The 24113-nt window shown below is 61.3% G+C and carries 21 protein-coding genes, 1 other RNA gene and 2 pseudogenes; 10 read left to right on the forward strand and 14 right to left on the reverse strand.

Features of this window, described 5'->3' with window-relative positions:
- Nucleotides 1–16: 16 nt before the first annotated feature.
- Nucleotides 17–793 (reverse strand): gamma-glutamyl-gamma-aminobutyrate hydrolase family protein, encoded by a 777-nt coding sequence (locus ACZ9H3_RS14430; protein WP_476221236.1) that lies wholly within the window; start codon nucleotides 791–793, stop codon nucleotides 17–19.
- Between the two features lie 277 nt (nucleotides 794–1070).
- Between ACZ9H3_RS14430 and ACZ9H3_RS14435 the strand changes: the two genes are divergently transcribed.
- Complete coding sequence (locus ACZ9H3_RS14435) at nucleotides 1071–2447, forward strand: glutamine synthetase family protein (RefSeq protein WP_454240346.1); 1377 nt, start codon at nucleotides 1071–1073, stop codon at nucleotides 2445–2447.
- Between the two features lie 101 nt (nucleotides 2448–2548).
- Here the strand turns inward: ACZ9H3_RS14435 and argA are convergent, their stop codons facing one another.
- Nucleotides 2549–3847 carry an amino-acid N-acetyltransferase gene (gene argA / locus ACZ9H3_RS14440; RefSeq protein ID WP_476221238.1) on the reverse strand — a complete coding sequence of 433 codons (1299 nt, stop codon included), beginning with the start codon at nucleotides 3845–3847 and terminating at the stop codon, nucleotides 2549–2551.
- Nucleotides 3848–3961: 114 nt separating this feature from the next.
- Entirely contained in the window at nucleotides 3962–5119 is a 1158-nt protein-coding gene (gene argE / locus ACZ9H3_RS14445; protein WP_476221240.1) for an acetylornithine deacetylase, read from the reverse strand.
- Nucleotides 5120–5247: 128 nt separating this feature from the next.
- Between argE and ACZ9H3_RS14450 the strand changes: the two genes are divergently transcribed.
- Nucleotides 5248–6615: a CYTH domain-containing protein gene (locus tag ACZ9H3_RS14450; protein WP_476221242.1), complete on the forward strand. Its 1368-nt coding sequence runs from the start codon at nucleotides 5248–5250 to the stop codon at nucleotides 6613–6615.
- Between the two features lie 3 nt (nucleotides 6616–6618).
- On the opposite strand, the gene ACZ9H3_RS14455 is transcribed toward ACZ9H3_RS14450, so the two are convergent.
- Complete coding sequence (locus tag ACZ9H3_RS14455) at nucleotides 6619–7086, reverse strand: Lrp/AsnC family transcriptional regulator (RefSeq protein WP_065760063.1); 468 nt, start codon at nucleotides 7084–7086, stop codon at nucleotides 6619–6621.
- 125 nt (nucleotides 7087–7211) lie between these two features.
- Between ACZ9H3_RS14455 and ACZ9H3_RS14460 the strand changes: the two genes are divergently transcribed.
- The 3 genes from ACZ9H3_RS14460 (at nucleotide 7212) to ACZ9H3_RS14470 (ending at nucleotide 9814) form a co-directional block, all read left to right on the forward strand.
- Complete coding sequence (locus ACZ9H3_RS14460; RefSeq protein ID WP_102052483.1) at nucleotides 7212–7559, forward strand: hypothetical protein; 348 nt, start codon at nucleotides 7212–7214, stop codon at nucleotides 7557–7559.
- Between the two features lie 91 nt (nucleotides 7560–7650).
- On the forward strand, nucleotides 7651–9396 hold the full coding sequence (tfpB, locus tag ACZ9H3_RS14465; RefSeq protein WP_476221244.1) for a type IV pilus assembly ATPase TfpB: 1746 nt from the start codon (nucleotides 7651–7653) through the stop codon (nucleotides 9394–9396).
- Between the two features lie 100 nt (nucleotides 9397–9496).
- Nucleotides 9497–9814 carry a DUF2388 domain-containing protein gene (locus ACZ9H3_RS14470; RefSeq protein ID WP_065760060.1) on the forward strand — a complete coding sequence of 106 codons (318 nt, stop codon included), beginning with the start codon at nucleotides 9497–9499 and terminating at the stop codon, nucleotides 9812–9814.
- Nucleotides 9815–9897: 83 nt separating this feature from the next.
- On the opposite strand, the pseudogene gcvP reads toward ACZ9H3_RS14470, so the two are convergent.
- The 9 genes and pseudogenes from gcvP to ACZ9H3_RS14515 form a co-directional block, all read right to left on the reverse strand.
- Nucleotides 9898–12773, reverse strand: a pseudogene (gcvP, locus tag ACZ9H3_RS14475) (aminomethyl-transferring glycine dehydrogenase).
- 82 nt (nucleotides 12774–12855) lie between these two features.
- On the reverse strand, nucleotides 12856–13239 hold the full coding sequence (gene gcvH, locus ACZ9H3_RS14480; protein ID WP_476221247.1) for a glycine cleavage system protein GcvH: 384 nt from the start codon (nucleotides 13237–13239) through the stop codon (nucleotides 12856–12858).
- Nucleotides 13240–13284: 45 nt separating this feature from the next.
- Nucleotides 13285–14367, reverse strand: coding sequence for a glycine cleavage system aminomethyltransferase GcvT (gcvT, locus tag ACZ9H3_RS14485; RefSeq protein ID WP_065760057.1), 1083 nt, complete (start codon nucleotides 14365–14367; stop codon nucleotides 13285–13287).
- Nucleotides 14368–14470: 103 nt separating this feature from the next.
- Nucleotides 14471–16093, reverse strand: a complete 1623-nt coding sequence (locus ACZ9H3_RS14490) for an ABC transporter permease (protein WP_099776263.1) — start codon at nucleotides 16091–16093, stop codon at nucleotides 14471–14473.
- Nucleotides 16094–16202: 109 nt separating this feature from the next.
- The gene (locus ACZ9H3_RS14495) at nucleotides 16203–17204 is read right to left on the reverse strand and encodes an extracellular solute-binding protein (protein ID WP_102052487.1); all 1002 of its coding nucleotides are present in this window, start codon (nucleotides 17202–17204) and stop codon (nucleotides 16203–16205) included.
- 103 nt (nucleotides 17205–17307) lie between these two features.
- Nucleotides 17308–18526: pseudogene (locus tag ACZ9H3_RS14500) on the reverse strand (2-octaprenyl-3-methyl-6-methoxy-1,4-benzoquinol hydroxylase).
- A gap of 77 nt (nucleotides 18527–18603) precedes the next feature.
- Nucleotides 18604–19797, reverse strand: a complete 1194-nt coding sequence (ubiH, locus tag ACZ9H3_RS14505) for a 2-octaprenyl-6-methoxyphenyl hydroxylase (RefSeq protein ID WP_476221250.1) — start codon at nucleotides 19795–19797, stop codon at nucleotides 18604–18606.
- Nucleotides 19794–21128 (reverse strand): Xaa-Pro aminopeptidase, encoded by a 1335-nt coding sequence (pepP, locus tag ACZ9H3_RS14510; RefSeq protein ID WP_065760052.1) that lies wholly within the window; start codon nucleotides 21126–21128, stop codon nucleotides 19794–19796. The genes ubiH and pepP overlap by 4 nt, the downstream gene beginning before the upstream one ends.
- A 24-nt stretch (nucleotides 21129–21152) precedes the next feature.
- Entirely contained in the window at nucleotides 21153–21707 is a 555-nt protein-coding gene (locus ACZ9H3_RS14515; protein ID WP_330522425.1) for a YecA/YgfB family protein, read from the reverse strand.
- A gap of 150 nt (nucleotides 21708–21857) precedes the next feature.
- On the opposite strand from ACZ9H3_RS14515, the gene ACZ9H3_RS14520 reads away from it, so the two are divergent.
- From ACZ9H3_RS14520 to ACZ9H3_RS14535, 4 genes are all read left to right on the forward strand, one after another.
- Entirely contained in the window at nucleotides 21858–22067 is a 210-nt protein-coding gene (locus tag ACZ9H3_RS14520) for a TIGR02449 family protein (RefSeq protein ID WP_065760050.1), read from the forward strand.
- Nucleotides 22064–22381: a cell division protein ZapA gene (locus ACZ9H3_RS14525; protein WP_065760049.1), complete on the forward strand. Its 318-nt coding sequence runs from the start codon at nucleotides 22064–22066 to the stop codon at nucleotides 22379–22381. Before ACZ9H3_RS14520 ends, ACZ9H3_RS14525 begins: the two co-directional genes overlap by 4 nt.
- A 20-nt stretch (nucleotides 22382–22401) precedes the next feature.
- Nucleotides 22402–22580, forward strand: a non-coding RNA gene (gene ssrS, locus ACZ9H3_RS14530) — 6S RNA.
- An 81-nt stretch (nucleotides 22581–22661) separates the two neighbouring features.
- Complete coding sequence (locus tag ACZ9H3_RS14535) at nucleotides 22662–23267, forward strand: 5-formyltetrahydrofolate cyclo-ligase (RefSeq protein WP_065760076.1); 606 nt, start codon at nucleotides 22662–22664, stop codon at nucleotides 23265–23267.
- 18 nt (nucleotides 23268–23285) lie between these two features.
- Here ACZ9H3_RS14535 and ACZ9H3_RS14540 read toward each other — a convergent pair whose 3' ends face one another.
- On the reverse strand, nucleotides 23286–23426 hold the full coding sequence (locus tag ACZ9H3_RS14540; RefSeq protein WP_178081702.1) for a hypothetical protein: 141 nt from the start codon (nucleotides 23424–23426) through the stop codon (nucleotides 23286–23288).
- A gap of 185 nt (nucleotides 23427–23611) precedes the next feature.
- Here ACZ9H3_RS14540 and ACZ9H3_RS14545 point away from each other — a divergent pair, with 185 nt between their 5' ends.
- Complete coding sequence (locus ACZ9H3_RS14545; protein WP_065760048.1) at nucleotides 23612–24061, forward strand: EVE domain-containing protein; 450 nt, start codon at nucleotides 23612–23614, stop codon at nucleotides 24059–24061.
- The last annotated feature ends 52 nt before the right edge of the window (nucleotides 24062–24113 follow it).

The raw sequence follows: 24113 nt of genomic DNA on the forward strand, positions 1-24113 counted from the left end.
TTCTATTAAGGTGGCGTCAGGCGCGGTGCGATGAATTGGCATCACGCTGACTGGCCCGCTTTCGGCAGGCATCGCCAAACGCCTTGAAAATGGCCAGATAGTCCGGATTGGACATCACGTGCCATTCGGGGTGCCATTGCACCCCCAAAGCAAAAGCCGTGCTACCTTCAATTGATATCGCTTCAATCAAACCGTCTGGGGCCACAGCCTCGATACGCAGGCCTGGAGCCAAACGTGCGATGCCCTGACCATGGATAGAGTTGACCTGAATCTCGGATGCCAGGCCCAAAGCGGCCAGTACACCGCCAGGTTGAACCCACAGGGTATGGCTTGGGGCATACTGGACTTCGACCGGTTCGTTTGAAGGTTCACGGTGATCCATGAAGGTTCCGGTTTCATGAACCTTCTGGTGCAGGCTGCCACCGAACGCCACATTAAGTTCCTGGAAGCCACGGCAGATGCCCAGTACGGGTACGCCAGCAGCAACCGCAGCACGCAACAACGGCAGCGTGGTGTGATCACGCTGAGGATCGTGAGGGGTGCCCGGGCCATCGGCCGGCCCTTGGTAGTGATGAGGTTCTATATTTGAGGGGGAGCCGGTAAAGAGCAGCCCGTCCAGGCCGTCAATTATTTCAGCCGGGTCGAGCAGTTCCGCCAGCGACGGCAGAATCAATGGCAAGCCTTTGGCTGCCAGCGCAACTGCGCGCACGTACTTGTCGCCACTGATGTGGAAAGCATGCAGACCGATCTGCTTGGTGCAGGCGGTCACGCCGATTATCGGCATGCGAGACATGTAACCCCCGGTATTATTGCTGTTATGGGTTACGTTCGAGCTTAGCCTTGTTCATTTTTTTACACAACACCCCCGTAAAAAATAGAACACGGCCTGCTCAGCATCACCCATGTTTACCCGATGGACGGGCTATCGGCGCCCTCAATTGCAGCAAAAGTGCCGCTGAGGCGCCGTTTTAGGGCATCATTGGGTCAGCTTGACTTAAGAGTGGCTTTCGGATTGACTGGAGCTGCAAGCCCCCATTGATTGATATATTTAACAACAAAGGTGTTGCATCATGTCGGTACCCCCGCGTGCCGTTCAGCTTAACGAAGCGAACGCGTTCCTTAAGGAACATCCTGAGGTTCTGTACGTTGACCTTCTGATTGCGGATATGAATGGTGTGGTGCGTGGCAAACGCATCGAACGCACCAGCCTCCACAAGGTTTACGAGAAAGGCATCAACCTGCCGGCCTCACTCTTTGCCCTGGACATCAACGGCTCGACGGTGGAAAGCACCGGCCTGGGCCTGGATATCGGCGACGCCGACCGGATTTGCTATCCGATCCCGGGCTCTCTCTCCAACGAACCCTGGCAGAAGCGCCCTACCGCGCAGCTGCTGATGACCATGCACGAGCTGGAAGGTGAGCCGTTCTTCGCCGACCCTCGGGAAGTCCTGCGTCAGGTCGTGACCAAATTCGATGAACTGGGCCTGACCATCTGCGCCGCCTTCGAGCTGGAGTTCTACCTGATCGACCAGGAGAACGTGAACGGCCGTCCACAACCGCCGCGTTCGCCAATCTCCGGCAAGCGTCCGATTTCGACTCAGGTTTACCTGATCGACGACCTCGACGAGTATGTCGACTGCCTTCAGGACATCCTCGAAGGGGCCAAGGAACAGGGCATCCCTGCCGACGCCATCGTCAAGGAAAGCGCCCCGGCACAGTTCGAAGTGAACCTGCACCACGTCCCAGACCCGCTCAAGGCCTGTGACTATGCGGTACTGCTCAAGCGACTGATCAAGAACATCGCCTACGACCATGAGATGGACACCACCTTCATGGCCAAGCCTTACCCAGGCCAGGCGGGTAACGGTCTGCACGTCCATATTTCCATACTGGATAAAGATGGTAAGAACATCTTCGCCAGTGAGGATCCCGAGCAGAACGCCGCACTGCGTCACGCGATCGGCGGTGTGCTCGAGACCCTACCCGCGTCGATGGCGTTCCTCTGCCCGAACGTCAACTCGTACCGCCGTTTCGGTGCACAGTTCTACGTACCGAACTCGCCGAGCTGGGGCCTGGACAACCGTACCGTGGCGCTGCGCGTACCAACCGGCAGCTCCGACGCCGTGCGCCTCGAACACCGCGTTGCCGGTGCCGATGCCAACCCGTACCTGCTGATGGCGGCCGTCCTGGCGGGCGTACACCATGGCCTGACCAACAAGGTCGAGCCCGGTGCGCCGGTGGAAGGCAACTCCTACGAGCAGAACGAGCAGAGCCTGCCGAACAACCTGCGCGACGCCCTGCGCGAGCTGGACGACAGCGAGATCATGGCCAAGTACATCGATCCGAAGTACATCGACATCTTTGTCGCGTGCAAGGAAAGTGAGCTGGAAGAGTTCGAACACTCGATCTCCGACCTCGAGTACAACTGGTACCTGCACACCGTGTAAACGGTGTGCGCTGCACTGAAAAACGCCGTCGGCCCGCTGGGTCGACGGCGTTTTTTTATGCGCCTGCTGTCTCGTTATCGCCGGCTCTACCGGCGATAACCTCAGAGGGCTTTCTCGAAGATCTTCGAATTACGCTGGAAGTTGTACAGTGACGCCCGCGCCGCCGGTAGGCGTTCGACGCCACTTGGGGAGAACCCGCGCTCACGGAACCAGTGCGCAGTACGGGTCGTCAATACGAACAGGGTCTTCAGGCCCATTGCCCGCGCGCGCGTCTCGATACGCTCGAGCAGTTCATCACCGCGCCCCCCATGGCGGTACTCGGGGTTGACCGCCAGGCACGCCAGTTCACCCGCATCGGAATCGGCAATCGGGTAAAGCGCAGCACAGGCGATGATCATGCCCTCGCGTTCAACCACACTGAATTGCTCGATCTCACGCTCCAGCACCTCGCGCGAACGACGCACCAGAATCCCCTGCTCCTCCAACGGGCTGATCAGCTCGAGCAAGCCACCGACATCCTCGATGGCCGCCTCGCGGACCTTCTCGAACTGCTCCTGGGCAACCAGCGTACCGCCACCGTCACGGGTGAACAGCTCCGTCAGCAAGGCACCGTCTTCGGCATAACTGACGATATGGCTGCGCGCTACGCCGCCACGGCATGCCTCGGCAGCCGCATCCAGCAACTCGCCCTGATAATCGCTGCCCAGCCGTTGCAGATGCGCCGGTACCTGCTGCGGGCGAAGCTCACGCACCAGGTTGCCGTTCTCGTCGATCAAGCCACACTCGGCACCGAACAACAGCAGTTTATCGGCACCCAGGTCTATGGCGGCGCGAGTTGCCACGTCTTCGCAGGCCAGGTTGAAAATTTCGCCGGTGGGCGAGTAGCCCAGTGGCGACAGCAACACGATCGAACGCTCGTCGAGCAGCCGGTTGATACCTTTGCGGTCGACCCGGCGCACTTCGCCAGTGTGGTGATAGTCGATGCCTTCAACTACTCCAATCGGCCTTGCAGTCACCAGGTTGCCGGCCGCCACCCGCAGGCGCGAGCCCTGCATCGGCGAGGCTGCCATGTCCATCGACAACCGCGCCTCGATGGCAATCCGCAGGTGCCCGACAGCATCGATCACGCATTCCAGGGTCGCGGCATCAGTAATGCGCATGCCACGGTGGTAATGCGGCGTGAGGCCACGTGCCGCCAGGCGGCTCTCGATCTGTGGGCGCGAACCGTGCACCAGTACCAGGCGCACACCCAGGCTGTGCAGCAGCACCAGGTCGTGGACAATGTTGCCAAAATTAGGGTGTTCAACCCCATCGCCAGGGAGCATGACGACAAACGTGCAGTCCCGGTGGGCGTTGATGTAAGGCGAAGCGTGACGCAGCCAGTTGACGTAATCGTGCATAACCAGAGCCTGTAAAAAATTGAACAAAGGCGGAACAACACACAGCGCTCGAAGGGTTATCGTCGGAACAGGCTTGGCGTCACGCGTACTCTCCTTGAAAAAATACAGTCGAACTCAGCGGGCAACAGCCGGGCTGAGGCAATAATGTTCGATCAACTCACGCAATAGACGCACGGTAGGCTGCAAGCGTGACATTTCGAGGTACTCACCCGGCTGATGCGCACAGGCGATGTCGCCTGGGCCAAGCACCAGGGTCTCGCACCCCAGGCGCTGAAGATAAGGCGCTTCGGTGCCAAAGGCTACTGCTTCAGCGCTATGCCCGGTAAGACGTTCGGCCAGACGCACCAGTTCGGCGTCAGCCGCCTGCTCAAACGGCGGCACCTCGGGAAACAATGGCGCATAGTCGATACGCACCTGATGACGCTCGGCCAACGGCTGAAGCTTGCCACGAATGGCGGCACGCAACGCTTCCGGGTCCATGCCGGGCAACGGCCGCAGGTCGAACTCCAGAGCACATTGGCCACAGATGCGATTGGGGTTGTCGCCACCATGAATGCAGCCAAAGTTCAGGGTCGGCTGGGGGACACTGAACTGCGCATTGTTGAACTCGCGCTGCCATTGCCGACGCAGGCCCATCAATTCGCCCATCGCCTCATGCATCGCCTCCAGAGCACTATGGCCCAGGCGCGGATCCGACGAATGGCCACTGCGCCCGAGAATATCGATGCGCTCCATCATCACGCCTTTGTGCAGGCGGATCGGCCGCAGCCCGGTGGGTTCACCAATCACCGCCGCGCGCCCCAATGGCCGCCCCGCCGCCGCCAACGCCCGGGCCCCCGCCATCGAGCTTTCCTCGTCGCAGGTCGCGAGAATCAGCAGGGGTTGCTTGAACGGTTGATCGAGCAGGGTGCGCACCGCTTCGATGATCAATGCAAAGAAGCCTTTCATGTCACAGCTACCCAGGCCCACCCAGCGCCCGTCCACCTCGGTCAGCTTCAGCGGGTCGGTCTGCCACAATTGCGGGTCGAACGGCACGGTGTCGCTGTGCCCGGCCAGCACCAGCCCACCTGGGCCGCTGCCATAGCTGGCCAGCAGGTTGAATTTGCCGGGGGTCACCTGCTGGATTTCGCAGGCAAAACCGAGGTCGCCCAGCCAACCGGCGAGCAAGTCGATCACCGCACGGTTGGATTGATCCAGCGCGGCTTGAGTGCAACTGACCGAGGGTGCGGCAATCAGCGCGGCAAACTGGTCTTTGAGCGGCGGCAACGGCATGCGGATTCTCCTCGGGTCGGACCTCATCATAGGGCCATCGGGCATCTGGAATAAACCGTCTGCGGCCGACTCCTGTACACTGCACGGCCAAGACGCCCCCCTGTCATCCGACGCCGGATTGCCCAGCAATGCATAAAGAAACCGAAATCAAACTGCGGGTCAGCCGCGACACCCTCGCGGCCCTGCGCGAACACCCATTGCTGAAGAAGCGCAACAAGTCCGGCTGGCAGCAGCGCGAGCTGCTCAACCAGTACTTCGACACGCCTGAGCGCGACCTGGCTGCGGCCAAGGTCGCCCTGCGTTTGCGCCGCGATGGTGAGGTCATCATCCAGACCCTCAAGACCCGTGGTCAAAGCGTTGCCGGCCTGTCCGAGCGCCATGAATACGAATGGCACCTGGAAAAAACCAAGCTGGACCTGAAGAAACTCGACGCACAGTGCTGGCCAGAACAACTGGCCGAGGTCGACAAGAAAACCATCAAGCCGCTGTTCAGCACCGACTTCACCCGCGAATACGCGGAAATTGCCTGGGGCCGCGGCAAGGCCAAGGTCGTGATCGAAGCGGCCCTGGACCTGGGCAAGGTCATCGTCGGCAAGCAGCACGAAGAGATCTGCGAACTGGAGCTGGAACTGCGTGAAGGCCCCGCCGAAGCCCTGCTGGAGCTGGCCGCCGAACTCGCCGCCAGCCTGCCGATGATGCCCTGTGATATCAGCAAGGCCGAGCGTGGCTACCGCCTGCTCGACCCGGCCAGCTATGACCTGAGCCTGCCCGCGGCGGAACTGAACGCCGAAATGACCCTGGACGACGCCTTCGCCGCACTGGGCTGGCAGTTGCTGGGCAGCAGCCAGCGACTGGCCGAGCAGTACCGCTTCAATGGCCACTGGCGCCTGCTGCAGGACTGGGTCGAGAACCTGACCGAACTGCGTGCCCTGGCCAGCAGCCTGGGCCAGGCTGCGCCACGCGCCAGCACCCGCGAACTGCGCAACAGCCTCGACGCCCTGCTGGAAGACTGGAAGCCACTGGTACTGGCCGGCCTGGAAGACGAAGACGTCCGTCGTGCCGCGCCAGAACAGTTCGCTGAAGAACTGCTGGAAACCCGCTGGGGCCAGTTCTCCCTGGACACCTCGCGCTGGCTGCTGGCCCGTGCCTGGACAGTCGAGCGCAACAACCGTGGCAATCGCCAGGGCGCTGCGCAACTGGGTAACTGGCTGACCCACCTGCTGGCCGAGGAAGCCCAGGCCCTGCAACTGCCGCGCTACCAGCAGCAGCCTGAAGACCTGGCCGAGCAACTGCCGCGCATCGAACGCCTGTTGGCCTGGCTGCATCACGCCCGCAACGTGCTTGAGGTGCCGGAAGTCGACCGCTTGTACGGCGAGCTGAACAAGCTGCAACACCTGGCTCATCAGCCCATCAACGACGAAACCCTGGATGCCCGGGTACAACAGGCCATTGCCGTGTTCCAAAGCCGTGCCTGGAAATACCTGCTGCGCAAGTAAGCCTCAGAGCACCGGCAGACTCGTCGTGGACTTGATTTCAGACAAGGCCACGATCGAGTTGACCTCCTGGATCCCCGGCACCATCGACAGCTTTTCGAAGAAGAACCGTTCGTAGGCTTCGATGTCCGGGGTGACAATACGCAAGAGAAAATCCACAGCCCCCATCAGCACGTAACACTCCAGAACTTCAGGGAAGCCGCGAATCTGCTCGGTGAACTCGGTGAAGTTTGAACGCCCGTGGGCGTTGAGTTTGACCTCGGCAAAGATCTGAGTGTTCAGGCCGATTTTCTTGCGGTCGAGCAGGGTCACCTGCCCGCGAATAATCCCTTCCTCCTTCATACGCTGTATACGCCGCCAGCAGGGCGACTGTGACAACCCCACACGCTCGGCAATCTGCGCGCTGGACAGCGAAGCATCCTCCTGCAGCAGGGCCAGGATGCGTCGGTCATAGGCATCTAACTCGCTCTGCATAATTTTTTCTCCAGACGACTTATTCAAGAATTAATCAATTCAATTGATAGCAATAACTGCGGATCATAGAGAAAAAATACCCCGCGCATCATGCAAAAATCTTCTCATCAACTTCGGAGAATTCCATGAGCGCACTCGAACGGCTGGACCACCCTGTCACTGCGCTGCGCACCGATGCGTGGGCCAGCAATGCCACGCACGCACACGTTCAGTACCGATTGCAGGCTGAAGCCGAGCCGGACAGCCTGTGCCGTATTCTCAATCTGTTCGCATTACAGTTCCTCGTGCCTCAACAGCTACAGATGAAACAAGAAGATGAGCTGATGCACATTGAGGTACAGATCGGCGGCCTGAGCTGGCATCGCGCCGAACTCATTGCGCAAAAAATGCGCAACCTGATCAGTGTTGTCGAGGTACACCTTGAGCCCTGCCTGCCACCGGTCAGCGCCTTCGGATCACGACCCGCACGCTGAGCCACGACATACCCGGAAAACCTTGCGCCCGACCGTCGAGCACGGCAGCAACTAGCCTTGGCAGGCCATAACCGACCTGCAAGGAAGCCCCATGCCCGCGCTCGCAGAGGATCGCCCACTCGACCTTGTTACCCTGCTGGATGCACTGGTTGCACAACACGTCATCCACGCCGAAGACGCCCAACGTGTTGTGCCAACCGCCGACGACCCTGACCATCCGCTGGAGGTCATCGCCCGCCGCAGGCTGCCCGACGCGCGCCAGCCTGGCCAGGTGCTGGAGCTGGAAGGGCTGTGCCAATGGCTGGCCGCCGATGCTGGCCAACCCTACCTGTGCATCGACCCGATGCGCATTGATGCAGCCCACGTCACCGCCCTGATGTCTGCCGCGTTTGCCCAGCGCCACGGCATACTTGCAGTCGCGGTGGATGCCGACAGCGTGACGGTGGCCAGTGCGCAACCGTTTGTACGCAGCTGGGAGAGCGATCTGGCCCACGTCCTCAAACGGCAGATCAAGCGGGTAATCGCCAGCCCTGAACGCATCCGCAACCTGAGCCGGGAGTTTTTCAATGTCGCCCGTTCGGTCAACAGCGCTTGCCAACTGGAAATCGCCCGGCCCGCTGCCAGCATCGAGCACTTGCTCGACCTTGGCACCGCACACCAGGAAGCGGACGCCAACGACACGCACATTGTGAGCATCGTCGATTGGCTGCTGCAGTACGCCTTCGAGCAGCGCGCCAGCGATATCCATATCGAACCTCGCCGCGAGCAGGGTGGCGTACGCTTTCGTATCGACGGCGTGCTGCATGAGGCCTACCGGTTCCCACCGTGGGTGACGCTGGCGGCGGTAAGCCGGCTGAAAAGCCTGGGACGCATGAATGTCGCAGAAAAACGCCGCCCACAGGACGGCCGGCTGAAGACTCGCACACCCGCCGGCAGCGAGGTGGAAATACGCCTGTCCACCCTGCCGACCACCTTCGGTGAAAAGCTGGTGCTACGGATTTTCGACCCTGAGCTGCTGCAACGGGATTTCCAGCAGTTGGGCCTGGTCGGCGATGAGCTGGCATGCTGGCAACGCATGCTGGGGCACAACCACGGGATCGTCCTGGTCACCGGGCCGACCGGCTCCGGCAAGACCAGCACCTTGTATGCCAGCCTCAAGCAACTGGCAACGCCTGAGGTCAACCTCTGCACCCTGGAAGACCCGATCGAAATGGTCGAACCCGCGTTCAATCAGATGCAGGTCGACCCGGCCATCGACCTGTGTTTCGCCAACGGAGTACGCGCACTGCTGCGCCAGGACCCGGACATCATCATGATCGGCGAGATACGCGACCTGGAGACCGCACAGATGGCCATCCAGGCAGCGCTGACCGGTCACTTGGTGCTGTCCACCCTGCACACCAACGATGCCTGCACTGCCATTGGCCGTTTGCTGGAGCTGGGCATCCCGCACTACCTGATCCGCGCTACGTTGATCGGGGTGATGGCCCAACGCCTGATCCGTACCCTCTGCCCCGCCTGCAAAGTGCCCGCAACCCTGTCCGAACAGGATTGGCATACCCTGGTCCAGCCCCAGCAGTGGCCGTTACCCACTGAGGCGAAGCAGGCAGCGGGCTGCCCTGCCTGCCGACACACCGGCTACCGGGGGCGTACTGGCATCCATGAGCTGCTGCCCTTGAGCGAGTCGCTCAAGCCATTGATCTGTGCCGACGGCGACGCTCAGGCGTTACGTCACCAGGCGCTTGCCGAAGGGATGCGAAGCCTGCGCTTGAATGGCGCGCAAAAGGTCGCCGCTGGCCTTACCAGCGTGGCGGAAATTATCAGGGTCGCGCCATGATCAACGTACGTTCATCGGCCCGTTGAGGGCCAGGGAACTTGCCGAGGGGTGACAAGATCAAACCCGGTAGATCACCCCCCAAATGTTGGAGTCACCCACCATGCGCTTCAAGCGTGCTGTAGCAACACTTGCATTACTGTCCCTGCCCTTCGGCGCTGCCATGGCCGACACCTTCTGGCGCGACGTTATTTCCTCGGGTGCAACCACTGCCTCTACCTACCTGACGTTCAGGGATCACAAGTTGATCGTTGCGGCTCAAGACGACGCGGGCAGCTTCGTCGCTAGCGAAGGCAGCATTCGCGGACCTTACCTCGAAGCGGCCATCCAGAAAGTGCGGGCCGACAACCCAGGGCTGAAAGCCAGCGACATGGAGCTGGCCAACGCCATCCTGGCGAAAAACGCCGGCGCCAACGAATAACCCGCCAAAACCATCGCAGGCAAGCCTCCCACAAACCCTGTAGGAACGGGCTTGCCCGCGATCAAGGCGCCGCGACCAGCCCTTCAGCGGTAGTCCTCTACCGGGACACACGCGCAGAACAGGTTGCGGTCGCCATACACGTTGTCGACCCGGTTCACCGCAGGCCAGTACTTGTGCAGCCGGGCATGCGTGCTGGGCGTCACCGCCTGCGCAATGCTGTATGGCCGCTCCCATACGCCGACAACGTCTGCCAGGGTATGCGGCGCGCCTTTAAGTGGGTTGTCTTCTGCTGGCCAGTTACCGTTCTGCACTTCGGCAATTTCTGCGCGGATACTCAGCATCGCTTCGATAAACCGGTCCAGTTCAGCCTTTGACTCACTCTCCGTAGGCTCGACCATCAACGTGCCGGGCACCGGAAAGGACATGGTCGGGGCATGGAAACCGTAATCCATCAGGCGTTTGGCGACATCCTCCTCGGTAATGCCGGTCAGGGCCTTCAACGGCCGCAAATCGAGAATACACTCATGCGCCACCCGCGCATTGCGACCGCGATAGAGCACCGGAAACGCCCCGCCCAATTGCTGCGCCAGGTAGTTGGCACACAAGATCGCCACCTCGCTGGCGTCCGCCAATTGCGGCCCCATCATTGCGATGTACATCCAACTGATCGGCAGGATACTCGCGCTGCCCCAGGGCGCGGCGCTGATTGCCGTGTTCTTCGGGTCAGGCCCTGGCACCGGTACCACCGGGTGGCTGGCGACAAAGGGCGCCAAGTGGGCCCGGACACCAATCGGCCCCATACCCGGGCCACCGCCACCATGGGGAATGCAGAAGGTCTTGTGCAGGTTCATGTGCGACACATCGGCACCGATATCGGCCGGCCGGGTCAGGCCGACCTGGGCATTGAGATTGGCCCCGTCCATGTACACCTGACCACCATGGCTGTGGATAACCTCGCAGATTTCGACAATCCCCTCTTCATACACACCGTGGGTCGAGGGGTAGGTCGCCATCAGGCAGGACAGGCGCTGACCCGCCGCCTTGGCTTTCGCCTTGAGGTCGGTCAGGTCGACGTTGCCGTCCTTGTCACAGTCAACGATGACCACCTGCATACCGGCCATTTGTGCAGACGCCGGGTTGGTCCCATGAGCTGAGGCGGGGATCAGGCAGATATCGCGCTGGCCCTGCTGGCGGCTGCGATGGTACTTGGCAATCGCCATCAACCCGGCATATTCACCTTGGGCACCGGAGTTGGGCTGCATGCAGACCGCGTCGAAACCGGTGATCGCGCAGAGCCAACTCTCCAGTTCGTCGATCATGGCCTTGTAGCCCTGCACCTGCGCGGCGGGGGCGAACGGATGCAGCTGTGCAAAACCTGGCCAGGTAATGGGGATCATCTCGCTGCTGGCATTGAGCTTCATGGTGCAAGAGCCCAGTGGAATCATCGACTGGTTCAGCGCCAGATCCTTGTTCTCCAACTGCTTGAGATAGCGCAGCATCTCGGTTTCGCTGTGGTGCAGATTGAATACCGGGTGCGTCAGGTAGGCCGAGCGGCGCACCAACGCTGCAGGTATCCCCTCAGGCAGGGCATGGGTATCGAGGGTCGCGATGTCCAGGCCGTGGTCGGCGCCCAGGAAGATATCGAACAGGCGCAGCACCGTGGCTTCGTTGCACGTTTCATCGAGGCTGACACCCAGTTGGCCGCGCCCCAGAATCCGCAGGTTGATCTGCGCCGCCTCGGCGCTCTGGATGATCGCAGTCTGGCTGCCGCCCACTTCCAGGGTCAGGGTATCGAAGAAATGCTCATTGAGCCGCTTGATACCCTTGCTCTCCAGCCCGGCCGCCAGGATGAAGGTCAATCGGTGTACCCGCTGAGCAATCCGTTTCAGGCCTTCCGGCCCATGGTAGACCGCATAGAATCCGGCGATATTGGCCAGCAGCACTTGCGCCGTGCAGATGTTCGAGTTGGCCTTCTCTCCCGACGAATATGCTGCTCACGGGTCTGCAGTGCCATGCGCAGCGCGAGGTTGCCACGGGCGTCCTTGGACACGCCGATGATCCGCCCCGGCATCGCCCGCTTGAACTCGTCACGACAAGCGAAATAAGCCGCATGCGGCCCGCCATAGCCCATCGGCACACCAAAGCGCTGGGTAGAACCCAGCACCACGTCGGCCCCCAGCTCGCCCGGTGGCGCCAACAGCACCAGGCTCAGCGGGTCGGCGGCGACACACGCCAGTGCCTGCTGCGTATGCAGCTGTTCGATAAACGGCCTGAGGTCGCGCACCTCGCCATGGGTGTCGGGGTACTGCAACAAGGCACCGAACACAGCGTATTTGGCGAGGTTATCCACAGCGTCGATGACCAGTTCAAAACCAAAACCGTCGGCGCGGGTCTGCAATACCGAGAGGGTTTGTGGATGGCAGTGCTCATCGGCAAAAAACACGTTGCTCTTCGACTTGGCAACGCGGCGAGCCAAGGCCATCGCTTCGGCGGCAGCCGTGGCTTCATCAAGGAGCGAGGCGTTCGCCAGGTCCAGCCCGCTGAGGTCAATGATCATCTGCTGAAAGTTCAGCAAAGCCTCCAGTCGCCCTTGGGCAATCTCGGGCTGATACGGCGTATAGGCCGTGTACCAACCGGGATTTTCCAGGACGTTACGCAGGATCACCGTTGGCGTGAGGGTACCGTGGTAGCCCATGCCGATAAGGCTGGTCCAGATCTGGTTTTGCTCGGCGTAACCACGCAGCTTCGCCAGCGCGGCCTCTTCATCGAGGGCGGGCGGCAAGTCGAGGGGGCGGTTCAGGCGAATGCCGGGTGGGACGGTCTGTTCGATAAGCTCGACACGACTGCCCAGGCCAAGGGCTTCGAGCATAGCCTGCTGCTCGCTGGGGTCAGGCCCCAGGTGGCGACGCAGGAAAGGATTGGCGTCGTACAGTTGGCTCAGGGACGGCGACTGGGACATAGCGGCTCTCTCTTCCTAGACCAAGCCTCGACCAGCCGAGGCATATTGAGTCTAGGAAGAGATTGCCGCTTGTGTCGGAAAACTATTCGCCGATAAGCGCTTTGTAGCCTGCCGCGTCGAGCAGCTTGTCCAGTTCAGCCGGGTTGGCGGGCTTCAGCTTGAAGATCCAGGCGCCATACGGATCGCTGTTCAGCGACTCAGGGGTGTCGCTCAGATCCTCGTTGACCGCGATGACTTCGCCGCTGATCGGGGCGTAGATGTCCGAAGCGGCCTTGACCGACTCGACCACACCGGCGGTATCGCCAGCGGCAAACACCATGCCCACTTCTGTCAGCTCAACGAATACCACATCGCCCAAGGCTTCCTGTGCATGGTCGCTGATGCCGACCGTGACACTACCGTCAGCCTCCAAACGGGCCCACTCATGGCTATCGGCAAAACGCAGTTCGGCAGGGATATCGCTCATATTGTTGTCCTCGATAAGGTCAGCGGTCGGCCCGCCAGAAAAAATTCAGATCAGAATCTTGCCATGCCGCACGAACGTTGGCTTGACCACTCGCACCGGGTACCAGCGACCACGGATCTCGACTTCAGCGCGATCGGCAGTCGCCATTGGCACCCGTGCCAGAGCAATCGATTTGCTCAGCGTAGGGGAGAAACTACCACTGGTGATCTCTCCTTCGCCAATTTCACTGATACGCACGACCTGGTGCGCCCGCAACACCCCGCGCTCCTCCAGCACCAGGCCCACCAGCTTAAGCTTCGGCCCGGCATCACGCTCGGCCTCAAGCGCGGCACGACCGATGAAGTCTCGCGTCGCCGGCTCCCAGGCAATGCTCCAGGCGAGGTTCGAGGTCAGCGGGGAATGTGCTTCGTCGATATCCTGGCCATAGAGGTTCATACCCGCCTCAAGACGCAAGGTATCGCGTGCGCCCAGCCCACTCGGGGCAATACCGGCACCGACCAGGTCGTTGAAGAACCCGGGCGCCTGAACTGCTGGCAGCATGATTTCCAAACCATCTTCGCCGGTATAACCGGTACGGGCGATAAACCAGTCACCGTCGACCAGGCCCTCGAACGGCTTGAGTTCGCGAATCAATGCCGCACGTGCGGCAGTCACCAGATCTGCGACCTTTTCGCGGGCATGAGGCCCCTGGACCGCCAGGATCGCCAAATCCGTGCGCTCCTGGATACTCACGTCAAAACCAACCCGGCACGCTTGTAGCCAGGCCAGGTCCTTGTCGCGGGTCGCAGCGTTGACCACCAGACGATAACCGTCATCACAGCGGTAGACGATCATGTCGTCGATCACCCCGCCTTGCTCATTGAGCAGGGTGCTGTACAGGGCTTTGCCTGTGGCACTCAGGCGCTCGATATCGTTGGCCAGCACATACTGCAGCCACGCCGCTGCCTGAGCGCCGCCGATATCAATCACGGTCATGTGAGATACATCGAAAACCCCGCAGTCGCGACGCACCTGATGGTGCTCCTCGACTTGCGAGCCGTAATGCAGGGGCATGTCCCAACCGCCAAAATCGACCATCTTGGCGCCAAGCGCCAAATGCAGGTCATAAAGAGGCGTACGCAGTCCCATGGGTTTCTCCTTCCGCGCGTGGCGAGGCTACGACCGGCGGCAGTGCAGCCACCGACGTAGCGAATGCCGCGCATTGTAGCTGCAAGGCTGGACGCTTACACCCTCAGTGCGCTTGGCCGGGGTGCCGAGCCGACCGTCGAATCAGCCCGATAACCGGCAACAGGCCGACCAACACCAGCGTCAGGGCTGGCAGAGAAGCACGTGCCCACTCGCCCTCACTGGTCATTTCAAAGACCCGCACCGCTAGCGTGTCCCAGCCAAAGGGCCGCAGTAGCAAGGTAGCAGGCATTTCCTTGAGTACGTCGACAAACACCAACAGCGCCGCGCTCAGCGCACCAGGCACCAACAACGGCAGGTAGACCTTGAAGAACAGGCGCGGCCCCGCAACCCCAAGGCTGCGCGAAGCTTCCGGCAGCGAAGGCCTAACCCGCGCCAGGCTGCTTTCCAAAGGCCCGTAGGCAACAGCCACGAACCGCACCAGGTATGCCAGTATCAATGCACTGAGGCTGCCCAGCAGTAACGGCTTGCCAGCGCCACCCAGCCAGCTGGACAGCGGGATGACCAGTTGCTTGTCCAGGTAGCTGAACGCCAACATGATCGACACAGCCAGTACCGATCCTGGCAAGGCGTAACCAAGGTTAGCCAGGCTGACGCCAGCCCGGATACCGCGCGTGGGCGCCTGCCGTCGGGCAAATGCCAGCATCAGTGCCACGCAGACCGTGATCAACGCCGCCATGGCGCCCAGGTAGAGGGTGTGCACAATCAGCCCGGCATAGCGCTCGTCGAGGTCGAAACGACCACGCTGCCAGAACCAAACCAGCAGTTGCAGCACCGGGATGACGAACGCACAGGCAAAGACCAGCAGGCACCAACCGGTCGCTGCAAACGCCTTGACCCCGCGCAGGTGATACAAGGCCTTGCCCCGTGGCCGCTCACTGCCACTGCGGGTTGCACCACGTGCCCGGCGCTCGCCGTACAGCACCAGCATGACCGCCAGCAATAACAGGCTGGCCAGTTGTGCCGCACTGGAAAGGCTGAAGAAGCCGTACCAGGTTTTATAGATGGCCGTGGTGAACGTATCGAAGTTGAACACCGAGACCGCACCGAAGTCCGCCAGGGTCTCCATGAGTGCCAATGCCACGCCCGCGCCAATCGCAGGACGCGCCATGGGCAGGGCAACCCGCCAGAACGCCTGCAACGGCGAATGCCCCAGTACCCGCGCGGCCTCCATCAAACCCTTGCCTTGAGCAATGAACGCAGTGCGAGCCAGCAGGTAGACGTAGGGGTAGAACACCAGCACCAGCACCGTGATCACGCCACCGGTGGAGCGCACCCGAGGCAGACGCATCGGCCCGAACCACTCGCGCAGCAGGGTTTGCACCGGTCCGGAAAAATCCAGCAAGCCGACAAAGACGAACGCCAGTACATAGGCCGGGATGGCGAAGGGCAGCATCAAGGCCCAATCGAGCCAACGACGCCCGGGAAACTCACAAAGGCTGGTCAACCAGGCCAGGCTGACGCCCAATAGGGTGACACCAATGCCGACACCGGCGACCAGTGTGGCGGTATTGCCCAACAGGCGGGACATCTGGGTTTCGAGCAGGTGCGACCAGATCTGCCGGTCAATCGTCTCCCAGGACAGGAGCAGAACACTGATCGGCAACAGCACCAAGGTGACAACGGCGAAAACCAGGGGATACCAGCGGCGTTGGGCAGGGTGGGCCAAAGGGCGATGCTCTAGGTTTTAATGACTGTCGCCGGCAACACCTGCCCATCAGAGCTGGCCTTGCCGGCGATGAAGCCGCAAAGGGTCGAACAAGCATAAAGCCTGGGGCTTAGTTCCAGCCAGCCCGGTCCATCAAGCGAATCGCTTCAGCCTGACGCTTACCTGCGACTTCCACCGGGAGGGCGTCAGCCTTGAAGGTTCCCCAGGCGGCGACTTCCTCGGACGGTGCAACCTTCGGGTTGGCCGGGAACTCCTGGTTGATACTCGCGAACATCTTCTGTGCATCCGCACCGGTCATCCACTCGACCAGGGCCTTGGCTGCCTCTGGATGCGGCGCGTACTTGGTCAGGCCGATACCCGAGAGGTTGACGTGAACACCGCGGTCCGCCTGGTTAGGCCAGAACAGCTTGACCGGCAGTTGCGGGTCCTGCTGGTGCAAGCGACCGTAGTAATAGGTGTTAACGATACCGACATCGCACTGACCGGCCTTGATCGCCAGCAGCAAGGCCGTATCGTCAGAGAAGACGTCTGTGGACAGGTTGTTCACCCAGCCCTTGATGATCTGTTCGGTTTTCTCGGCGCCATGGGTCTCGATCAGGGTGGCGGTCAACGACTGGTTGTAGACCTTCTTCGCGGTACGCAGGCACAGGCGGCCTTCCCATTGCTTGTCGGCCAGTGCCTCGTAGGTGCTCAGCTCTTCCGGCTTGACCCGCTCGGTGGAGTAGACAATGGTTCGTGCGCGCAGGCTCAGGCCTGTCCAGTCATGGGACGAGGCACGATATTGAGACGGGATGTTGGCATCGATCACCGACGACTGGATCGGCTGCAGGATGCCCATTTGCTCGGCCTGCCAGAGGTTGCCCGCATCGACGGTGAGCAGCAGGTCGGCGGTGGCATTCTCGCCCTCGGCCTTGATCCGCTGCATCAGCGGTGCTTCCTTGTCGGTAATGAACTTGACCTTCACACCAGTCTTGGCCGTGTAGGCATCAAATACCGGCTTGATCAGCTCATCAATTCGCGAGGAGTACACCACCACTTCATCCGCTGCCTGGGCGGTGCTACCGAACAGCGTCAATGCCAGGGCGGCCAGTAAATGCTTGCGTGACAACATGGAAGCGGTCCTCGAAAGACAAGAAAGGCAGAAATGGTAGTGAATCCCATTTGCCATCTCAACCTAACTCACAACAGAGCAGTTACCAGATGTTGCAAGCCTCTCAGGGCCGCGCCAATTCGGGCAGATCACCGCTCAAGCCGAGGGCCTGACGCACAAACAGCGCCTTGGCCTCAGGCAATTGCTCGACCCACTTCAGGCCCGTATTACGCAGCCAGCGCAGCGGCAACGGATCGGCCTGGAACAGCCGCTCGAAGCCTTCCATTGCCGCCATCAAGGCCAGGTTGTGCGGCATCCGGCGCCGCTCGAAGCGACTCAGTACCCGCACATCGGCCAGCCGCTCGCCACGGTCCAGAGCGTTTAACAGTTCCTCGGCGAGCACCGCCGCATCGAGGAAGCCCAGGTTGACGCCCTGCCCGGCCAACGGGTGAATGGTATGCGCAGCATCGCCAATCAGCGCCAGGCCCTCGGCCACATAGCGCTTGGCATGGCGCTGGCGCAGCGGCACACACAATCGCGGGTCGGCACTCAGCACCTGGCCCAGACGACCTTCGAAGGCGCGCTCGAGTTCGGCGCAGAACGCCTCATCGGCCAACCCCATCAGGCGCTCGGCCTGCTCCGGCGTGGTCGACCAGACAATCGAGCACCACCCCTGCTCGCCGTCGCGCTGCAGCGGCAGAAACGCCAGCGGGCCATCATCCGTAAAGCGCTGCCAGGCCGTGGCCTGATGAGCCTGGCTGCAGCGCACACTGGTCACGATGGCGTGATGCAAGTAATCCCACTCACGAGTTTCGCACCCCGTCAGGCGGCGCACGGCCGAGTTCGCCCCGTCGGCTGCGATCACCAAGGGTGCACGCAGCGTACGGCCATCGGCCAAGGTCAGCAGCCAGTCCTCTCCAGAACGACGCATCTGCTCCAGGCGCGCATTGGCCAGCAGGCCGATTTCGCTGTCATGCAGGCGCTCCAGCAGCGCATCCTGGACCACTCGGTTCTCGACGATATGCCCCAGCACCTCGGCATGCACGCTGGCTGCGGAAAAGTGAATACGACCTGTCCCGCTGCCGTCCCAGACCTCCATCTGCCCAATACGGGCAGACGCGTCGGGCGCGGATACCGTCCCAGGCACCGAGCCGTTCAAGGATCCGCTGGCTAGCCACCGACAGGGCGCTGACCCGTGGCTCGAATGCGGCCTCGACATCAAAGGGTTTGACCGACAGCGGGCTGCCATCGACCAGCAGAATATTCAGGCCACTGTGCTGTAGCGCCAACGCCAGAGCGCTGCCGACCATACCGGCACCGACAATCAACAGTTCCGCGCGCATTTCCATGCCTTAAGCCTGTATTGCTTGCGGCCGGAGCCGCAGATAAAGGGAAAGTGGTATGTAGCCCTTGCGCATGCTCAACCCTGCAGGTCCGAACGGGTGCCCAGGCCCATCGCTTGCCGGGCGAACCAGCGCTTGGCCGGTGGCAGCAGGTCGAGCCCAAGCAGGCCCAGGTTGCGCCCGGCCGTCACCAGCGGCTGGTTGTTGCCAAACAGTCGGGTGACACGGTCGGAAAAGCCGATGGTCAAGGCCTGATCAAGGCGTTGACGCTCACAGTAGGCTTGCAACGTCGCAAGGTCACCGGGCGCTTGCGGCCCGGCGAGCAAGGCTTCAGACAAGGCCTGAACGTCACGCAACGACAGGTTGAAGCCCTGCCCGGCAATCGGGTGCAGGCTGTGCGCCGCATTGCCCAGCACCACCAGGTGAGGACGCACCTGTTCCTGCGCCTCGACCAATGACAACGGATACAGGTGACGAACACCCACCTGACACAAGGCACCCAACCGGTAGCCGAACACGCCCTGCAATTCGTCGAGGAAGCTGCGCTCATCCAGCTCGGCCAACCGCTTGGCGTCCATCCCCTTGCGGGTCCAGACCAGCGCGCAGCGGTTTTCCGGCAGCGGCAACAGCGCCATAGGCCCTTCGTCGGTGAAGCGCTCAAACGCTTGCCCGCAGTGCGCTTCACTGGGCGTGATGTTGGCGATCAACGCACTCTGGTTGTAAGGCCGCGTCGTGACATGAATGCCCAACTGCTCGCGCAGGCCAGAACGGCCACCGTCGGCCAGCACCGCCAGATCGCAGTCAAGGGTCGTGTCGTCGTTGAGCGACAAGCGATAACCGTCTTCCAGCGCCTGCAAGGCCGTCACTTCGGCCGGGCAGCGCCAACTGACCACCTCAGGATCCAGCCCTTTCCAAAGGCACTGCCCCAGCCAGGCGTTTTCCACCACATAGCCGAGGGCCGGTACGCCCTCTTCCATTGCGTTCAGACGGGCCGCGCCGAAACGCCCCCGATCAGACACCTGGATCTGCCGGATCGGCTCGGCACGGTGACTGATCGCCTGCCACAGCCCCAGCCGTTCATAGATCTGTCGGGTGCCGAAGGACAACGCCGACGAGCGTGCATCGTAGCTGGGCTGATAGCTGTCACCCGGCGCAAACGGCTCGATCAACAGGATCGTCCAGCCCCGAGCCTTGGCACCGGCCTGCAGCGCCAAGGCCAGGCTGGCCCCCACCAGGCCGCCGCCAATAATTGCCAGATTGAACCGGTTCATGCGGCCTGGCTTCGTGCAGCAGCCATCAAGGCTTCGATTTCAGCGACTGTCTTCGGCACACCCGCCGTCAGAACTTCACACCCATGCTTGGTTACCACTACGTCGTCCTCGATGCGTATGCCGATACCACGCCATTTTTTCGCCACGTGCATATTGTCCGCCGAGATGTAGATCCCCGGCTCGACCGTCAGGGTCATCCCCGGCTCAAGTACCCGCCACTGGCCGCCAACCTTGTAGTCCCCAACATCGTGTACATCCATGCCCAGCCAGTGCCCGGCACGGTGCATGTAGAAGGCCTTGTAAGCCTCGGACTCGATCAGATCCGGCACCTCGCCTGCGAGCAGGCCCAACGCCACCAGCCCTTCGGTAATCACCTGCACGGTCGCTTCGTGCGCGTGGTTCCAGTGCTTGCCCGGCGCAATCTCTTCGAAAGCCGCCATCTGCGCCTTGAGTACCAGTTCGTAGATTGCTTTCTGCTCCGGCGAAAAGGTGCCACTGACCGGAAACGTCCGAGTGATATCGCTGGCGTAGCAGTCAATCTCGCAACCCGCGTCGATCAGCACCAGATCACCGTTCTTCAGCGGCGCATCGTTTTCCTGGTAATGCAGGATGCAGCTGTTGCGTCCAGCCGCGACAATCGAGCCGTAAGCCGGCATCTTCGCCCCGCCCTTGCGAAACTCGTAATCCAGTTCGGCTTCAAGACTGTACTCGTGCAAGCCGGCCCGGCAGGCTTGCATCGCCCGCACATGAGCACGCGCCGAAATGGCCGCGGCTTCGCGCATCACCTTCACTTCCGCTGCCGATTTATACAGACGCATGTCATGCAGCAGATGATCCAGGGCAACGAATTCGTTGGGCGGCTGCGCACCGAGGCGCGCCTTGGAACGAATCACGTTGATCCACTCCATCAAATGGCGGTCGAACTCGGCATTGCTGCCCATCGCCGAGTACACGCGGTCGCGTCCCTCGATCAACCCCGGCAGAATTTCGTCGATATCGGTGATCGGGAAGGCATCATCGGCGCCAAAATCGCGAATGGCGCCCTCCTGCCCGGCGCGCAAGCCATCCCACAGCTCACGCTCAGGATTGCGCTCACGACAAAACAACACATATTCACCGTGCTCACGCCCGGGTATCAGCGCAATCACCGCTTCGGGCTCGGGAAAGCCGCTCAGGTACTGGAAGTCGCTGTCCTGGCGATACACGTGCTCGACATCGCGGTTGCGTATGGCGACCGCAGCCGCCGGCAGGATGGCGATGCTGTTGGGCTCCATCTGCGCCATCAGCGCCTTTCGCCGGCGGGCGTATTCCGACTTGGGGATGTGGGTCATGGGCAGATGGCGTCCAGGCAAAAATCAGTGCAGGGAAGGTTTCGCAGCGGCTGGAGCAGGCTTGGCCAGCTCCGTGTAAAGCAGCAACGGCGCGACGCGCAGGTATTCCATGACTTCCATGTAGTCGCTCTCGCCGTCCTCGGATTCCTCCAGAGCATCCTGGACCTGGGAAATGGCGGCCAGGTCCTGCAGCACTTCCTTGGCTTCAGTGCTCAATGTCAGGCCACCCGAGTTCAGGCCGAAGCCGTCAAGGAAGCCTTGGCACCACTGGCCCAGCGCAACGGCACGCTCGGTCAGCGGCGCGTCATCGCCCGGCAGCAGCAAGACGATGGTGATGTCTTCACCGGTGAGTTCGGCCTTGACCATTTCCTGCAAGCCAATCAGGGCATTGCGAACATTGTCGGCCGGCTCGGTATCAAGCAGGGGGGCTGCGTCGGCCAACCAGCTGTCGGCATCGAAGCCGGCACCTGTGCAGCTACGTCCGAGCAACAGCCCGTGCAGTTCGGCAGGAGAAACTGGATGACCGCCGCTGCTCAGCAGGGCGGCGAATGCGGTGTACGGCGAGTTGGTATTGGGCATGGGCAACTAGGCGCCAGACGGCGCAATGACTAGAATGAAGACCTTGTATCCTAGCACCGGCAGGCGCGCCAAGACCATCGACGCGGCCAACTCGGGGCTGGCAGGGCATAATCGCCGGGAACTCAGGCACACCCAATCGAGTGGCATTTCATGCAAGAGACCGAGCTGCAAGCGCTGATGGGCCGACTCGAACTGTTGATTGAACGGGTCGAGCAACTAAAACGGCAAAACGCACTCTTATTAGCTCAGGAAAAATCCTGGCGTGAGGAACGTGCCCACCTCATCGAAAAAAATGAAATCGCCCGGCGTAAGGTCGAATCGATGATTTTGCGACTCAAGGCCCTGGAGCAAGACTCATGAGTTCAAGCAATAGCGTCACCGTTCAGATCCTCGACAAAGAGTACTCGATCATCTGTCCGCCGGAAGAACGCAGCAACCTGATCAGCGCTGCACGCTACCTGGACGGCAAAATGCGCGAGATCCGCAGCAGCGGCAAGGTTATTGGCGCCGACCGTATCGCGGTCATGGCCGCTCTCAACATTACCCACGACCTGCTGCACCGCCAGGAACGCCCGGCCCCTCAAGTCGGCGGCGCCACCCGCGAACAGGTGCGCGACCTGCTGGAACGTGTCGATCAGGCGTTGGCCAACGATGCCGATACACCATCCAATTGAGTTTCAGGTATACTCTCGATCACTCCCTGGAGTGCTTGCCAGTCGGTCATGTCCCTGAGCCGATACGCACAACCACGGGGGTTGCACGCTGGGGCCGGTGCGCATGTCCGCCTGACGGAAAGCCTTAACGCCCCCTGCAATCTCCACCTTGAACTTTCGGGTTCAAGGGCTACACCGACAGCGGTTCGTCGGGGAGCCTGATTATCCTGCGCCTGCCAGCCTTGGCATGCGCACACGCGCTGCCACCCGCCTGGCAGTTGCTCAAGAGACCGCCCGTGCCATGACCGACACCGCGCTGCTCACCCGCCCCCAGCTACGCCGCCTGCTTCGAGATGCCCGTCGCGCGTTGACGCCAGCCGAACAACGCCGGGCCGCGCAGAACCTGTATTGCCAACTGGCACAGCATCCATTGTTCCGTCGTGCCAGGCACATTGCCTTGTACCTGCCCAACGACAGCGAAATCGACCCGCGCCTGTTGCTGCGCGAGGCCCAGCGCCGTGGCAAGCGTACCTACCTGCCAGTACTGCACGCCTGGCCGAAGACCAAGATGGCCTTTCAACGCATTGAGGCAGGCGAAAAGCTACGCCCCAACCGCTTCCGCATTCCTGAGCCTGTCATTAGCCAGGCACGACAACGCCCCGTATGGGCGCTGGACCTGGTCCTGCTGCCGCTTGTAGGGTTCGATGAAACAGGGGGACGCTTGGGTATGGGCGGTGGTTTCTACGACCGAAGCCTGGGCTACCTGGCCCGACGCAAAACCTGGAGAAAACCACTGCTACTGGGGCTGGCGCATGAATGCCAGAAGGTCGAGCGACTGACTCAAGCCAGTTGGGACGTGCCGCTTCAAGGAACTGTTTCGGACAAGGGCTGGTACCTGGCGAACTAAGCGCAGGCAAGCAGCCGATCAACGCTGTTGCGGGATGACCGACACTTCATAATTGGTGTCGAGGTTGCGCTCCCAGAGGCTTTCCGCATAACCGGTAGTGACCACACCCAAACCGAACAGAAAAACGAGTACCCAGATCATATCCGGTTTGCGATTCATCGATTGCCCCCCTCAGGCAAACTGATCACGATGGCAGCAACGGTTAGCGAGGTAGGCCGTGCAGCAGCGTCATGCTTAAAACCCGCGCATTCTCCGACAACCTGAAGCGACACGCAAACGTTGACGTCAACCGGCTGTCGGTTTCGCGCCACAGGTTGTTTCCAATTTTTTCAGGAGCACCTTCCATGGCCTATTGGCTGATGAAATCCGAGCCCGACGAGCTCTCGATCCAAGACCTGGCCACGCTCGGCGAAACCCGCTGGGACGGCGTGCGTAACTATCAGGCACGCAATTTCATTCGTTCGATGACGGTAGGTGATGCGTTCTTTTTCTACCATTCCAGCTGCCCGGAGCCGGGTATTGCCGGCATTGCCCGGATCACCTCGGACGCTTACCCGGACCCCACCGCGCTCGACCCCGAGAGCCACTACTTCGACGCTAAGGCCACTGCCGAGAAGAACCCGTGGAGCGCCATCAATGTCATCCATGTCGAGACATTCACAAAGGTGCTTGGCCTGGGTTACCTGAAACAACAAACAGCCCTCGCCGAGCTGCCACTGGTACAGAAAGGCAGCCGCCTTTCGGTCATGCCGGTAACTGCCGAACAATGGGCCGCTGTACTCGCCTTGCGCTGAACAGGGTAGGATTCCTACTCAATTGACGGATATCAACCCGGCTAAACAGGGA

The organism is Pseudomonas sp. TE3910 (genome assembly GCF_056279025.1).

What these genes read in the sequence shown, in the direction of transcription:
- ACZ9H3_RS14430 (WP_476221236.1), bottom strand. Translation starts at nt 793, where the DNA reads ATGTCTCGCATGCCGATAATCGGCGTGACCGCCTGCACCAAGCAGATC.
- ACZ9H3_RS14435 (WP_454240346.1), top strand. Translation starts at nt 1,071, where the DNA reads ATGTCGGTACCCCCGCGTGCCGTTCAGCTTAACGAAGCGAACGCGTTC.
- argA (WP_476221238.1), bottom strand. Translation starts at nt 3,847, where the DNA reads ATGCACGATTACGTCAACTGGCTGCGTCACGCTTCGCCTTACATCAAC.
- argE (WP_476221240.1), bottom strand. Translation starts at nt 5,119, where the DNA reads ATGCCGTTGCCGCCGCTCAAAGACCAGTTTGCCGCGCTGATTGCCGCA.
- ACZ9H3_RS14450 (WP_476221242.1), top strand. Translation starts at nt 5,248, where the DNA reads ATGCATAAAGAAACCGAAATCAAACTGCGGGTCAGCCGCGACACCCTC.
- ACZ9H3_RS14455 (WP_065760063.1), bottom strand. Translation starts at nt 7,086, where the DNA reads ATGCAGAGCGAGTTAGATGCCTATGACCGACGCATCCTGGCCCTGCTG.
- ACZ9H3_RS14460 (WP_102052483.1), top strand. Translation starts at nt 7,212, where the DNA reads ATGAGCGCACTCGAACGGCTGGACCACCCTGTCACTGCGCTGCGCACC.
- tfpB (WP_476221244.1), top strand. Translation starts at nt 7,651, where the DNA reads ATGCCCGCGCTCGCAGAGGATCGCCCACTCGACCTTGTTACCCTGCTG.
- ACZ9H3_RS14470 (WP_065760060.1), top strand. Translation starts at nt 9,497, where the DNA reads ATGCGCTTCAAGCGTGCTGTAGCAACACTTGCATTACTGTCCCTGCCC.
- gcvH (WP_476221247.1), bottom strand. Translation starts at nt 13,239, where the DNA reads ATGAGCGATATCCCTGCCGAACTGCGTTTTGCCGATAGCCATGAGTGG.
- gcvT (WP_065760057.1), bottom strand. Translation starts at nt 14,367, where the DNA reads ATGGGACTGCGTACGCCTCTTTATGACCTGCATTTGGCGCTTGGCGCC.
- ACZ9H3_RS14495 (WP_102052487.1), bottom strand. Translation starts at nt 17,204, where the DNA reads ATGTTGTCACGCAAGCATTTACTGGCCGCCCTGGCATTGACGCTGTTC.
- ubiH (WP_476221250.1), bottom strand. Translation starts at nt 19,797, where the DNA reads ATGAACCGGTTCAATCTGGCAATTATTGGCGGCGGCCTGGTGGGGGCC.
- pepP (WP_065760052.1), bottom strand. Translation starts at nt 21,128, where the DNA reads ATGACCCACATCCCCAAGTCGGAATACGCCCGCCGGCGAAAGGCGCTG.
- ACZ9H3_RS14515 (WP_330522425.1), bottom strand. Translation starts at nt 21,707, where the DNA reads ATGCCCAATACCAACTCGCCGTACACCGCATTCGCCGCCCTGCTGAGC.
- ACZ9H3_RS14520 (WP_065760050.1), top strand. Translation starts at nt 21,858, where the DNA reads ATGCAAGAGACCGAGCTGCAAGCGCTGATGGGCCGACTCGAACTGTTG.
- ACZ9H3_RS14525 (WP_065760049.1), top strand. Translation starts at nt 22,064, where the DNA reads ATGAGTTCAAGCAATAGCGTCACCGTTCAGATCCTCGACAAAGAGTAC.
- ACZ9H3_RS14535 (WP_065760076.1), top strand. Translation starts at nt 22,662, where the DNA reads ATGACCGACACCGCGCTGCTCACCCGCCCCCAGCTACGCCGCCTGCTT.
- ACZ9H3_RS14540 (WP_178081702.1), bottom strand. Translation starts at nt 23,426, where the DNA reads ATGAATCGCAAACCGGATATGATCTGGGTACTCGTTTTTCTGTTCGGT.
- ACZ9H3_RS14545 (WP_065760048.1), top strand. Translation starts at nt 23,612, where the DNA reads ATGGCCTATTGGCTGATGAAATCCGAGCCCGACGAGCTCTCGATCCAA.